This window comes from Streptoalloteichus hindustanus (assembly GCF_900129375.1).
GTDB lineage: Bacteria > Actinomycetota > Actinomycetes > Mycobacteriales > Pseudonocardiaceae > Streptoalloteichus > Streptoalloteichus hindustanus.
The window spans coordinates 253,187-266,953 of record NZ_FQVN01000002.1 but is presented as its reverse complement, the minus strand read 5'-3'; the positions used below and the strand labels follow the sequence as shown (position 1 = coordinate 266,953).

Sequence of the window (13,767 nt, the reverse complement as noted above, 5' to 3'; positions counted from 1 at the left end):
GGTTCCCTCCCCGCCGGCGTTCGTACGGACTGTCGGACGGTTCGGCACGCCCTGCCACCCGGACCCCGGCACACCACCCGAACCGACGACCGGCCGGTCCGGGACACGGGGTGGGCGACGGGGTGGCGGGCGCGGTACGTTGCCTGCCGGAGGTGCCACCGTGAGCAGCGCCTACGAACGAGCGGCCCGACGCGCCGTCGGGTGGCTGACCGACCGGCTGGCGGACGACGGCTCCTTCCGGGAGGCCGACGACGACATCGCCTGCTACTACAAGGCCCCCTACCTGTTCGCCCTCGCCGGGCACCCGGCGGAGGCCAACCGCCTGCTCTCCCACGTCCACCGCCGGTTCGGCCGCCACGACCACGACTACCGGACAACGGCGGAGACCAAGAGCGCGAACCCGGCGTTCGAGGAGTTCTGGGCCTACCCCAACGGGTGGATCACCATCGCGGCCCAGCGGATGGGCCGGTTCGACGTGGCGCACCCGGCTTTCCGGTTCCTCCGGTGGTTCCACCAGCCCGCCACGGGCGGCTTCCGCACCCGCGGACCGCAGCACGCGCACAACATGGGAACGGACGCCCTCACCACAGCGCACCTCGGGCTGGCGTCGCTGTACTTCGAGGACATGGAGCGGGCGGAGGGCGCGGGGCGCTGGCTCGCCGAGACGCTCCGGCTGCAACCCGACCTCGACGTCGGCCTCTACCTGCGGCGCGACGGCGCGGGCGCGGTGGTGCGCGAGTTCCCCGACGCCGAGGCGGCGTTCCACGTCGTCAGCGCGACCGAGCCGGACCAGGCCTACTTCATGGTCGGCTACCCGATGGCGTTCCTGGCCGCGCTGCACCGCGCCACCGGCCATCCCGGCCACCTGGAGGCGGCATGGGGCTACCTCGACTTCGCCCTGCGCTGCACCGGGAACCTGCGGAGCTGCCACCACAGCCACAAGATCGCCTGGGGCGCGGCCGCCCTCGCCAGGACGACCGGCGACCAGGACTGCGCCACCCTGGCGACGGACATCGCCGACCACCTCCTGTCCACACAGGACGACAGCGGCGCGTGGTTGCCCGACCAGCCCGCCCTCACCCGATTCGACCAGACCGCCGAGGTCGCGATCTGGCTCCTGGAGATCACCGCTGCGCTCGACGGCTGGTGACCGCTCAGCCTCGCCCCGCAAGGCTTTCTTCTCCCACCGGACCGGCTCCTCACCATGTCTGTCCATTGTGGATTCAATGCCCGACCTGAGCACGCGCTGCCAGGCGGACAACCGGTTCCGACACCATCCCCTTTCCTGACTCCACAGCCGATTCCCGCCGGGATCAGTCGCCAAAAACGATCACAATCAGTTCCGTGAACGACACGGACAACGCACTACTGACGTACTTCGACGCCGCGGCAAGAGGATTCGGCGACCGCCTGCGGCAGGTGCCGGCCACGCACTGGGAAAGCCCCACTCCCTGCACGGAGTGGAACGTGCGACAGCTGGTCAACCACATGATCCAGGGCAGCCGCACCTACGTCGCGCTCCTGCGCGGGGGCAGCAGCGGCGAGTTCATGGCGAACCTGAACCAGCACGCGCTCGACGGCGACCCGGTCGCAGCCCACCAGGAGGCGGTGGCGGAGTGCCGCGCGGCGTTCCACGCCGACGGGGCGCTCGACCGGATCGTGGACTACCCGTTCGGCCCGGTTCCCGGCCGGCAGTTGCTCGGCCTCTACGTGGTGGACGCGGTCGTGCACACCTGGGACCTGGCGCGCGCGGTCCAGCTCGACGAACGACTCGACCCGGACACGGTGCGCTGGGTGCTCGACAACTTCCGGTGGATCTACGCCAACGTCTCCGAAAGTCCGATCAGCGACAGCGCCGAGTACTACGGGCCGCCCACGACCGCGCCGTCCGGCCCGACATCCCCGCAGAACCGCCTGCTCCACGCCATGGGACGCACCCCTTAGAGCCCGTTCGGGACTGATCTCAGGGCACCGGCGCAGAGAACCGCCTGGACCTCGCTTCCCACGTGCGGACGTGGCGGCGATCGGTTGAGGCACATGGAGGTCCGCCACTGATCTGCCGGCGGCGAGGGGCGGTTTACCACCCGGCCTGACAGCCTCGCCGTTCGCGCTGTCAGCCCGCTGTCAGCGCCACCCGGATCGTTCGGGACGAACCGAACGGGCCCGTCACGACGGGCCCTTCCGAACGATCCGGGAGAGATGTCATGCCTCATCCACGCCGGTGGTGGATCCTCGGCGTCCTGTGTACGGCGCTGCTGGTGCTCACCGTCGACAACATGATCCTCACGCTGGCGATCCCCTCGCTGATGCGGGATCTGGGCGCCGGCCCGGCGGACGTCCAGTGGATCCTCGACTCCTACATCCTCGTGTTCGCGGGAGTGCTGATCACCGCGGGCAGCCTGTCCGACCGCTACGGACGACGCCGGCTGCTGATCATCGGGCTCGTCGTTCTCGGCGGGGCGTCGTTGTTGGCGTCGTTGGCGGACCAGCCCTGGCAGCTCATCGCGTGCCGCGCGCTGATGGGCCTGGGCGCCGGGTTCGCGATGCCCAGCACCATGTCGATCGTCATCGTCGTGTTCGACGAGGCCGAGCGCCGGAAGGCGATGTCGATCTGGGGCATGGTCAGCATGGTGGGCATGGTGGCCGGGCCCACGCTCGGCGGCCTGTTGCTGGAGCACTTCTCGTGGGGCTCGGTCTTCCTGGTGAACGTGCCGCTCGCGGTGGTCGCCCTGATCGGCGTGTTCGCCCTCGTGCCGGAGTCCCGCGGGCCGTCCCGGCGGTCCGACCCGCTGGGCGTGCTGCTGTCCGTCACCGGGATGGCCACGGTGGTGTGGGCGATCATCTCGCTGCCACACGAGGGGTGGTCGACGGGGGTGGTCGTGGCCCTGGTCGTGGCCGCCGCCGCGCTCGTCGGGTTCGTGCTCTGGGAGTCGCGCGCCGAGCACCCGATGCTGCCCCTGGCCATCTTCCGGAGCCGGGACTTCAGCGCGGCCTGCCTGTCCACGGTGCTGCTCGTGTTCGCCACCGCCGCGATGCAGCTCGCGTTCACGCAGTTCCTCCAGCTCGTCCTCGGCTGGGGCACGATGGCGGCCGCGCTGGCGTTCGTGCCGATGGCGGTGGCCGTGGTCGTCTTCAACGTCGTCGGCGCCACGCTCGCCAAGCGCGTCAGCAACAAGGCGATGATCGTGACCGGGATGCTGACGATCGCCGCGTCGCAGGTGGTCATCGCCATGATCTCCCCCGGCGACGGCTACGCGCTCATGGCCGTCGGGCTGGTGGTGATGGGCATCGGCACCGGGCTGGCCGCGCCCTCCGTCTACGCCACCCTCATGGGCGCCATCCCGCGCGACCAGGCGGGAGTGGGTTCGGCGGTCAACGACACCGTGCAACAGGGCGGCACGGCGCTGGGCGTGGCCGTGCTGGGCAGCGTGCTGTCGGCCGCGTACACGGCCGCGCTCCCGCCGGCCGTGCCCGACACCGCCAGGGCGTCGCTGTCGGACGCGCTCGCCACGGCGGCGGCGACCGGTTCGGCCGAGCTGGCGCGGACCGCGCGTGAGGCGTTCCTGTCGGCCATGTCCGCGGTGAGCACCACCGCGGCCCTGCTCTCCGTCGCGGGTGGCGTCCTCGCCCTCGTCCTGCTGCGCCCGCGCGCGGCCGAACACACCACTGCCTGACGCAGGAAGGGAAACTCCGATGCGACAGCTCGACCCCAGGGCCTACGAGGCCGCCGAGAAACTGATGCCGCACCACCGGCACACGCTGGTGTCCCGCGACCGGATCAGTCCTGTGTGGACCGACGGCGGCGCCGGGTTCTGGTACCGGGCGGACAAGCGGTTCGTGCTCGTCGACCCGGCCGCGGGCACCCGGAGACCGGCGTTCGACCACCAGCGGCTCGCCGAGGCGCTCGCCACGGCCTCGGGCCAGGACGTGGACGCGGCGGCCCTGCCGTTCGCGGCCATCGAGCTCGCGGCGGACGGCGTGGAGTTCGCCGCCCGCGGCGGGTACTGGCGCTGCCGGCTGGACACCTACGAGGTGGAGCCCGCCCAGCCGGGCCCGGCCGTCGACTTCGTCGAGCTGGCCTCGCCCGACCGGCGGCACGCGATCTTCCGCCGCGACCACGACCTGTGGGTGCGACGGCTGGCCGACGGTCAGGAGTGGGCGCTGACCACCGACGGCGAGCAGGACCTCGACTACGCCACATCCCCGGACTGGTGGCAGTACTCGGTGCTGGTCAACAAGCTCGGCTTCCCGACCATGCCCCCGGCCGCGGCGTGGTCGCCGGACGGCACCCGGGTGCTGACCCACCGCACGGACCAGCGGGGTGTGCGCCGCACCCACCGCGTCGAGGCGCTGCCGGCCGACGGCGGCCCCGCCAGGCTGCACACCCAGCGGTACAACCACACGGGCGACGAACGGCTGCCGCTGGCCGAGCTCGTCGTCCTCGACATCACGACCGGCGCCGTCGTGAACGCCCAGGCGGAACCGCTGCTGATGTCGGTGGTGTCCCCGGTGTCCATTCGGCGGGCCTGGTGGGCGGCCGACGGAACGGCGGTGTACTTCCTGCGGCAGTCCCGCGACGGGCGCGCCCTCTCCCTGGAGCGGATGGACCCGACGACCGGGCGGGTGGACACCGTGGTGACCGAGACCGGGGACACCAGGGTGGAGCCGAACCAGTGGTCGGAGGGACAGCCGCCGATGGTCGCGGTGCTCTCGGGCGGGTCCGAGGTGCTGTGGTACTCCCAGCGCGACGGGTGGGGCCACCTCTACCGGTACGACGCGACCGGCGCGCTGAAGGGGCGGGTGACCTCCGGTGACTGGGCCGTCCGCGAGATCCTGCACGTCGACGAGGAGCGCGGGCTGGTGTACTTCACCGCCTCCGGCCTGGTCGCCGAGGACCCGTACCGCCGCTCGGTGTGCCGGGTCGGCATGGACGGTTCCGGGTTCGTCCGGCTCACCGACGACGACCTGGACCACGCGGTCACGGTGGCGCCGAACGGCGCGTACTTCGTCGACTCGGCCTCGACCCACGACACGCCGCCGGTGACCACCGTCCGCGACTGGGCCGGAAAGATCACCGTCGAACTGGAGCGCGCGGACATCTCCGGCCTGCTCGCCACGGGCTGGAACCCGCCCGAGCGCTTCCGGGTCAAGGCCGCCGACGGCGTGACGGACGTGTACGGCGTGCTTTACAAGCCGCACGGCTTCGACCCCGCGCTCCGCTACCCGGTGATCGACCACCCCTACCCGGGTCCGCAGACCAACCGCGTCCACCCGACCTTCGACCCGGGCTTCTACGGCCAGGAGGCCGAGGGGCTGGCCGCGCTCGGCTTCGTCGTGGTCGCCGTCGACGGACGGGGGACTCCCGGACGCGACAAGGCGTTCTCCGACGCGTCGTTCGGCAACATCGGTGCCGCGTCCGACCAGGTCGCGGCGCTGCGACAGCTCGCGGAGACCCGGCCGTGGATGGACATGGACCGGGTGGGCGTGATGGGCAACTCGGCCGGTGGGCACCAGGCGGTGCGCGCCATGCTCGACCACCCGGAGTTCTACCGGGTCGGGGTGGCCAGTTGCGCGCCGCACGACCTGCGGTACGTGCACGCCGAGTTCCCCGAGCGCTACCACGGCATGCTGGACGAGGTTGACTACGAGCTGGTCTCGAACGTGGACCGGGCGGACCGGCTCCAGGGCAAGCTGCTGCTGGTCCACGGCGGCATGGACCCCAACGTCCTGGTCGACCACACCCTGCGCCTGGCCGAGCGCCTGGTCAGCCTCGACAAGGACGTCGAGACGCTGATCCTCCCCGGGGCCGAGCACCTGTTCCTCGGGTACGAGCACCACCTCTTCCGGCGCCGGTGGGACTTCCTGGTGCGCAACCTCATGGGGGTGGAGCCGCCGGAGCACCGGATCGCCCCGGTCGCGTTCAACTGGGAGGTCCTGGCCGCCTGGTTCTGACGGTCACGCCCGCAGCCTGGCGAGGGCGTCGTCCCGCGACAGCTCGGCGCCCCGGCGGTACGCCTCGTCGTACTCCGGGGCGCCGAGCCGTTCGGTGAGCTCGGCGACCAGCTCGGTCAGCTCGGGCTCACCCCGGTCGAACGCGCCGCGAATCGCCTCGCTCATCCCCAGCGCGGTGGCCGCACCGGTCGGGTCGCCCTCCAGGTGGAGCAGCCGGGCGAGCAGTTCCGCGGCGGGGGCGACATCGCGCAGGGCGAGGACCGCCTCGACGACCGTGGGGAACAGCTCGCGCGCCTCGGCGGCGCGCCCCGCGGTGATCAGGTTCGCCATCCGGGCCGGGACCACCAGGTGGGCGATCGCCTCCGGCAGCACGGACAGCTCGTGGGCCACCTCCTCCAGGCGGTCAAGCGCCCGGTCGGCGAGTTCCGGCTCGCCGAGGCGCCGGTGCAGGTCGGCGACGCAGCGGTGGAACCCGAGCTCCGCGTGCTGCCGGACCTCGCCGTTCAGCAGCCGGCGCGCGGCGTCGACCTCGCGCCGCGCGCCGGTCAGATCACCGCCGCGCATGCGCTCGGTGGCCAGCCACGTCCGGTGCCAGATCTCCTCACCACCGCCGAGTTCGGCGACGAGGGCGGAACTGCGTTCCATCGTCGCCACCGCCCTGCGGTGCTCGCCGTCGACGGAGTGGGCGCGGGCCGCGTCGAACAGCGTCACGGACAGCGCGTAGCGCTCGCCGATCTCCTCGGCCTTCTCCAGCGCCACCGCCCGCGCCGCCAGAGCGCCCTGCCAGTCACCGCGGTCGACCCTGGCCACGGTCTCCACGTAGAACGCGCAGACCCGCGCCCACCGGTCGCGGTGGTGCTTGGCCCGGTGCAGCGCGTGTTCGGCCAAATCGTCGAGCCCGTACAGGAACGCCGCCCCGACGACCACCGGCACCAGCACGCAGAACCGGTCGACCGCCCCGGTGCGGACGCACTCCTCGACCAGCGCGCGAGCCGTTTCCCGCTCGGGAAACCACGCGCGGTTGTTGGTCAGGACGTGCAGCGCGTTGATGGTCGCGCGCACGTCCTCGGGCAGTGCGTCGCCGAGTTCGAGCACCTCGGCCATGAGCTCTTCCGACCTGGGTTCGAACCGGATCGACCAGTACCAGTACAGCGCCAGGAGCAGCCGCCACGAGGAGTCGGCGTCCCCGGTCGCGACGGCCGACCGGAACGCGAACACCAGGTTGTCGTACTCGGCGTCGAAGATCGCGTACCCGCGCAACTGGTCGCGGGTGCGCAGCAGCGGCTCGTTCTCCTCGGCCAGTTCCACGAAGTGCCGCACGAAACGGGCGCCGACCGCCGGCCACTCGCCGCTGTGCCGCAGCTTCTCCGCCGCGTACGCCCGCATCGTCTCCAGCATCCGGTAGCGGCCGTCGGCGGTCAGCTCCACGAGGGACTTCTCGACCAGCGAGTCCAGGAGGTACGGGCTCCCGTCCGGTGAGCACACCGCCGCGGCCGCCCGCTCGTCGGCTCCGCCGGGGAAGACCGAGAACCGCCGCGCCAGCGCGCGTTCGGGCTCCGACAGCAGGTCCCAGCTCCAGTCGATCACCGCCTGCAGCGTCCGCTGGTGGGCGAGCGCCGTCCGATTCCCCGAGGTGAGCAGGCGGAACCGGTCGTCCAGCCGACGCGCCACCTGGTCCACGGTCATCGACCGCAGCCGGGCGGCCGCCAGCTCCAGCGCGAGGGGGAGCCCGTCCAACCGCCGGCAGATGTCCACCACCGGGCCGAGCGTGGACTCGTCGAGCGCGAAACCCGGTCGCACGGCGGCGGCGCGGTCGACGAACAGCCGCACGGCCGCCGACTCGGGCGCCCGCTCGACCGTCGCGGGCACCTCCAGCGGCCCGAGCCGGCACAGCGCCTCCCCGGTGATCCCCAACGACTCCCGGCTGGTCGCGAGCACGTTCACGTGCGGCAGGCGGTCGAGAAGCCGGTACGCGAACTCCGCGACGTCCGCGGTCAGCCGCTCGCAGTTGTCGAGCACGAGCACCGCCTCGCCGCCCCGCAGCAGTTCGACCACCTGGTCGAACGGGTCGTCCGGCTGGGGCCGCCCCTCGGGAAGGCGCAGGTCGGCCGACCGGAGCGCGCCGCGGACCGCGTCGGCCAGCCCGGCGGGCGAGTCCAGCCCGGCCAGGGAGACGAACCACACCCGCCCGCCGCCGTACGCCCGGTGCTGGGTCACCGCCTCCACGGCCAACCTCGTCTTGCCCCCGCCGCCGGGCCCCACGATGGTGACCAGCCGCGCGGTCTCCATCAGCTCCAGGACCAGCTTCACCTCGTCGTCCCGACCGACGAAGCTGGTCAACCGCACCGGCAGCCGCGGCTCCGAGCGCACCGCACGCCGGCCGTGCTCACCGCGCAACACCGCGACGTGCGTCTGCCGCAACTCCTCCGACGGGTCGACGCCGAGCTCCTCGGCCAGCACGCGGCGGATGTCCTCGTACACGGCCAGCGCGTCGGACTGCCGTCCCGCCGCGACCAGCGCGCGCATCCGCAACACCGCCAGGCGCTCGCGCAACGGGTGACGCCTACCGGCCGCCTCCAGATCGGCCAGCACCTCGGCGTGCCGGCCCAGGCGCAGCGCCGCGTCGAACCGGTCCTCGCCCGCCGCCACCCGCAGCTCCTCCAGCCGCGCGGCGGCCTCGGCGAACGGGCTGCCGGACAGGTCGGTCAGGGGCGCGCCCCGCCAGAGCCCGAGCGCCTCGTCGAGCGACGCCGACGCGCGAAGCGGGCGGTCGGCGGCCAACTCCCGCCGGCCCCGGGCGACCAACTCCTCGAACCGGTGCACGTCGACGTCCGACGCTCCCAGCGCCAGCCGGTAGCCGCCGGCCACCGACTCCACCGACTCCGGCCCGCCCAGCGCCCTGCGCAGCCGGGAAACCAGCGCCTGCAACGCGTTGACGGCGTCGGCCGGCGGGGTGTCACCCCACAACCGGTCGATCAGGGAGTCGGCCGGCACCACGCGTCCCGGGTCGAGGGCGAGCCGGGCCAGCAGCGTGCGCAGCCTGATCCCGCCCACCTCGACCGGCGCGCCGTCGGTGTCGTAAGCCCGAATCCGTCCGAGCAGTTGAACCCGCACCCACACCAGCCTTCCAGGCGCTCAGCGAACATCCGACGCCGGGACGCGCCCCGCTTTCTGCCAGCGACCCTCTCCGATGGTCAGTCGCACAAGGCAAGCGTCACGCGATGCGGCGGGCCGAGAAGGACGAGCGCTCAGAAGCACGAGCGCTGAGAAGGACGACGTGCGCAGAAGGGCAGCGTTCCGAGAAGGGCAGCGGTCTTAGTGATCAGTTCAGAACGAGCTTGCGTAGGCGGATGATCGAGCAGGCCAGGCTGAGCATCGCTTGGTGGACGTCGGCTCGTCGTTCGGTGCGGACGCGGAGTCGTCGGAAGCCTTTGATCCAGGTGAAGGTTCGCTCGACCGGCCAGCGGCGCCCATCCAGGCCGGAGCCGTGCTCCACACCGCGGTGGGCGATCAGCGAGGTGATGCCGCGGGCGCGGACCAGGCGGCGGTACTTGTCGTGGTCGTAGCCGCGGTCGGCGGAGAGCCCGCGTGGTCGCCGGCGTGGTGTGCCGACCACGCCTCGGATCGGTGGGATGGCGTCGATCAGCGGGATCAGTTGGGTGACGTCGTTGCGGTTGCCGCCGGTCAGGGTGATGGCGAGTGGGATGCCGGTGGCGTCGGTGATCAGGTGGTGCTTCGAGCCGGGTTCGCGTCGGTCGACCGGACTCGTCCCGGTGTGGTCCCCCGTTGAGGGCACGAAGGTGTGTGGAGTCGACCAGCGCGGTGGACAGGTCGAGCAGACCGGCCGCGCGCAGTTCGGCGAGCAGGCGTTCGTGTCACTGCTGCCACACCCCGGCCTCGTGCCACTCGGTCAACCGCCGCCATCAGGTGGGCCCGAGGCTGGCGAACAGGGCGGGGCAGCCGGTTCCAGCCGATGCCGGTGCGTACCGCGTACAGGATGCCCTCCAGGGTGGCGCGATCGTCGGCACGTTGGCGGCCGGGATGACGGAACCGTCGCGGGTGCACCGGGATCAGGGGCTCCAGACGGGCCCACAGCTGGTCGGTCAGGACCTCCTCACGCACACGCTGACTTGGTACGCCCTGCGTCACAGGCAAAGCCGACATCCAGCTCGTTCTGAGCTGATCACTAAGAAGGGCGGCGTTCCTAGAAGGGCGACGCGCTCGGCGTGGCGGACGCGCTCGGGACGTCCTGCCCCGGTTCCACCGCCCCTGCCCGCCAGGCGTCGACGAGCTGCGCGTAGAGCGGCGAGCTGGCGCGGAGCTCGTCGTGCCGGCCGAGGAGCGCCCGGTCCCCGTCGAGCAGGAGCACCCGTCGCGCCCGCATCGCGGAGCTGAGCCGGTGGGCGACCACGACGAGCGTCCCGCCGCGCCGGACGAACGCCTCCTCGGCCCGCGCCTCGGCGAGCGGGTCCAGGTGCGAGGTCGCCTCGTCCAGGATCACCACGCCGGCCGCGCTGGCGTGCACCCGCGCCAGCGCCAGGAGTTGGCGCTCCCCCGCCGAGAGCGACGCGCCGCCGTGGTCGAGAATCCCGTCCAACCCGCCCAGACAGTCCACAATGGACAATGCGCCGACCTCGTCGGCCGACCTCAGCAACGCGGCGTCGTCGGCGTCCACCGCGAGCATCGCCAGGTTCTCCCGCACGGTGCCGCCGAAGACGTACGCCTCCTGGGGAATGAGCGCGACCACCCGCCGCAACTCCACCTCGGACACCTCGTCGACGCGCGCTCCACCAACGCGGATCTCGCCCCGCTGCGCGGGAAGCAGACCGGTCATCAGACGGACCAGTGTGGACTTGCCGATGCCACTCGGCCCCACGACCGCGAGGTGGTCCCCCGCCGGGAGATCCAGGTCGAGGGCACGCACGACGGGTTGGGCGCGCGGCCCCCACTGGAAGGTCAGGCCCCGGATCGTCACGTCCGGACGTGGACCGCTCCGAACCATCCCCGAGTTCCCCGCCCCGCCAACAGGATCGGGGACAGACACCTCCGCCAGCCTGCGCAGCGTCACGACAAGGCGGACCGCCGCGGACCCGACGACCTGCACCAGGCTGCGCAACGCCGGTTGGACGCCAGTGGTCAGGTAGGCCACCGCCGCGACCACGGCGCCCGGGCTCATCCGCCCCGCCGCGACCAGTCCGGGCGCCGCGACCAACACCAGGGCGAGCGGGAGGTAGCCCCCGACGGCCACGACCACCACGCGGAACGCGGACGCGACAGCCAGCCGGACCGCCGTCCTCTCCTGCGCGTCGACCTCCGCGATGATCTCCTCGGCGGCCTGGCGCTGCGCGCCGCACGCGACGACGTCGCGCATGCCCGTCAGCACGGACGCGGCGGCCTCAGCGGCGCTTTCGTCAGCGAGAACGACCTTCTGCTGCCTCCGCACCAGGGAAGGCAACAGCACGACGAACAGGCCGAGTGCCAGGAGCAGCGGTGGAACCACGAACCACACGAGATCCCGAGCTGTCGCGAGCAACCCGACCACGGCCGCGACCGCGGTCACGACCAGCGACCTCGCCTGGACCAGCAGCCCTCCGGTGACGTCCCTGACGACCTCGACGTGCCGGGTCAGCCGCGCCACCACCGCGCCTTCCGGCAACCGGCCGCCCCCAGAGCCCCGCGACAGGACACCGCGAACCACCGCTGTGACCAGGGCGTCCCGAAGTGGCTCCACCACGGTGCCCAGACCGGCGAACACCTGGCGGGAACCGAGCGCGCCGAACACGGCGACCGCGCCGAACGCCGCCAGCCAGGCGATCCCCGCCGCGATCCGGCCGACCGCGAAGCCCCGGTCGACGGCCAGTCCCAGCAGATGACCGGAGAGGAAGCCGGGCACGCCCTCGACCAGGGACCAGGCGACCAGCACGAGGACGGCACGGCCCCGCCCGGAAAGCGCGCGGCGGTAGAGCCGGCGCCCGCTCCGGGGAGAACGCGGCCGATCTCCCGTCACCTTGTCCCGCAACGTGATCACCTACGGCTCACAGCGCCGCGAACACGGAGCGGTAGTCGGGCTCGTCCCACAGCTCGTGGTGCGGCGCGCGGCCCCGGACCCGCCCCTCGTCCAGCCACAGCACCAGATCCGCGCGGCGCGCCGTCGACAGGCGATGCGTCACGACCAGCCGCGTGCGGTCGGGGAACGCCGTGGCGACGGCGGCGGTCAGCCGCGCCTCGGTCGCGGTGTCCACACTGGACGTGGCGTCGTCCAGCACCAGCACCCGCGCGTCACGAGCCAAGGCCCTGGCGAGGCCGAGGCGTTGCGCCTCACCTCCGGACAGCGGCACCCGAACCAGTGGCGTCTCATACCCTTCCGGCAGGCGCGTGATCACGTCGTCCACCTGCGCCGCCACCGCCGCCGCGCGCACGCCCTCCCCGGACGGCCTCGACTCCGGAGCGAGGCCGTAGGTGATGGCCTCCGACACCGTCGATCCCAACAGCGTCGGGCGTTCGAACGCGCAGGACACGAGGCCGCGCACCGCTTCCGGCCGGAGATCTCGAACGGGCACGCCGTCCAGGAGCACCTGCCCCTCGTCGGGTTCGAGCAGACCCGCCGCGACGGCGGCGAGGGTGGACTTCCCAGCGCCGGAGCGACCGACGACCGCGACCGTCGCCCCCGGCGGCACATCCAAGTCCACAGTGGACAGAACGGGGGCGCCGCGGTCGTCGAGCACCGACACCGCGCGCAGCGTGATCCGCCCCTGTCCCGGCGGCGCATCCCGACGACCGCCCCCTCCCGGAGCGGTGTCGAGAACGTCGAGGACGCGCGCGGCGGCGGCGCGAGCGCGCGCCAGTCTCGTCAGGTGCGACCCGTATCCGATCGCCATCATGCCGAGCGGGACGTAGCCCGCGGCGGCCACCAGGTCGCCGACACTCGTCCGGCCCTGCGCGACACCGACACCGGCCGTGATCAGCACCGCGACCTCCACCGCCGGCAACAGCAGCCCGGCCCGCCAGGCCAGCGCGGCCTGCGCGCGCCACATCCCGTGCCCGGCGGCGGCCAGATCCGGCAGCGGACGCAGAACCCGGTGGGTCTCCCGCTCCACAGCGCCGGCTGCCTCGATGGTGCGCATGCCGCGCACCGCGTCGAGCAGGCGCGCGGACAACTCACCGGAAACCCGCTGGTACGCGGCCACATCGTCGGCCGTGCGGCGCAGGTGCCCGCCCGCCAACCGGAGCGCGACGGGGACGCTGGCCACGAACACCGCCGCCAACCGCCAGTCCAGCAGGGCCAACGCGACCACGGCTCCCACCGACACCGCGACCGCCGACACCAGCCGCACGCAGATCGGCCCCACACCGCCGGCCTCGGCCGCGTCGCCGCTGATCCGACTGACCACGTCACCCGGGGCGAACCGGCGGTGTCCCCGCAGGTCCATGCCCAACAGGTGGCGGGTGAGCCGTCGCCGGAGCCACGCCGCGCCCGCGTTCGCGCACCGCGCCTGGGCGACCTCGCCCACCGCGTCGGCAACCGCGATCGTCATCGCCAGCGCGACGAGCCACCACGCCGCCGACGCGCTGCCCGCCGAGAGCGCGGCGTCAACACCCCGCGCGACAGCGCCCGGCAGCAGCAGCGCGGCGACCGCGCCGACCACAGCGCTGACGACGAGCCACCCCAGCCACCCCGGCGTCCGGCGGACCACGCCGCACAGCAACCGGTCGGCGGGATTCGCTGGCACGGGGAGTTCCTTCCGGCCGTCGACGGGGCGATCATGGGGGGAGGTGGGAGCGGCGCAGTCCGGATGCGCCGCTCCCACCCCGTCA

Annotated in this window: 7 protein-coding genes and 1 pseudogene; 4 read left to right on the top strand and 4 right to left on the bottom strand. The window is 72.8% G+C overall.

Annotated features, from left to right (window positions below; genetic code table 11):
- The first annotated feature begins 160 nt into the window (after positions 1–160).
- The 4 genes from BUE43_RS06755 (at position 161) to BUE43_RS06740 (ending at position 5,952) form a co-directional block, all read left to right on the top strand.
- Positions 161–1,150 carry a hypothetical protein gene (locus BUE43_RS06755; RefSeq protein ID WP_073480528.1) on the top strand — a complete coding sequence of 330 codons (990 nt, stop codon included), beginning with the start codon at positions 161–163 and terminating at the stop codon, positions 1,148–1,150.
- A gap of 194 nt (positions 1,151–1,344) precedes the next feature.
- A complete protein-coding gene (locus BUE43_RS06750) occupies positions 1,345–1,944 on the top strand; it encodes a TIGR03086 family metal-binding protein (protein WP_073480527.1) in 600 nt (199 codons plus the stop codon).
- A 260-nt stretch (positions 1,945–2,204) separates the two neighbouring features.
- The gene (locus tag BUE43_RS06745; protein ID WP_073480526.1) at positions 2,205–3,674 is read left to right on the top strand and encodes an MFS transporter; all 1,470 of its coding nucleotides are present in this window, start codon (positions 2,205–2,207) and stop codon (positions 3,672–3,674) included.
- A gap of 19 nt (positions 3,675–3,693) precedes the next feature.
- Positions 3,694–5,952, top strand: coding sequence for a S9 family peptidase (locus BUE43_RS06740; protein WP_073480525.1), 2,259 nt, complete (start codon positions 3,694–3,696; stop codon positions 5,950–5,952).
- Between the two features lie 3 nt (positions 5,953–5,955).
- Here the strand turns inward: BUE43_RS06740 and BUE43_RS06735 are convergent, their stop codons facing one another.
- From BUE43_RS06735 to BUE43_RS06715, 4 genes and pseudogenes are all read right to left on the bottom strand, one after another.
- Positions 5,956–9,066 (bottom strand): AfsR/SARP family transcriptional regulator, encoded by a 3,111-nt coding sequence (locus BUE43_RS06735; RefSeq protein ID WP_073480943.1) that lies wholly within the window; start codon positions 9,064–9,066, stop codon positions 5,956–5,958.
- Positions 9,067–9,274: 208 nt separating this feature from the next.
- Positions 9,275–10,074 (bottom strand): annotated as a pseudogene (locus BUE43_RS06730) (IS5 family transposase).
- A gap of 82 nt (positions 10,075–10,156) precedes the next feature.
- On the bottom strand, positions 10,157–11,980 hold the full coding sequence (locus BUE43_RS06720) for an ABC transporter ATP-binding protein (RefSeq protein WP_327083423.1): 1,824 nt from the start codon (positions 11,978–11,980) through the stop codon (positions 10,157–10,159).
- A gap of 7 nt (positions 11,981–11,987) precedes the next feature.
- The gene (locus tag BUE43_RS06715) at positions 11,988–13,682 is read right to left on the bottom strand and encodes an ABC transporter ATP-binding protein (protein ID WP_073480523.1); all 1,695 of its coding nucleotides are present in this window, start codon (positions 13,680–13,682) and stop codon (positions 11,988–11,990) included.
- Positions 13,683–13,767: the final 85 nt, after the last annotated feature.

Bases quoted from the DNA above. Each gene is read 5' to 3' on its own strand.
- BUE43_RS06745 (WP_073480526.1), top strand. From the start codon at position 2,205: ATGCCTCATCCACGCCGGTGGTGGATCCTCGGCGTCCTGTGTACGGCG.
- BUE43_RS06740 (WP_073480525.1), top strand. From the start codon at position 3,694: ATGCGACAGCTCGACCCCAGGGCCTACGAGGCCGCCGAGAAACTGATG.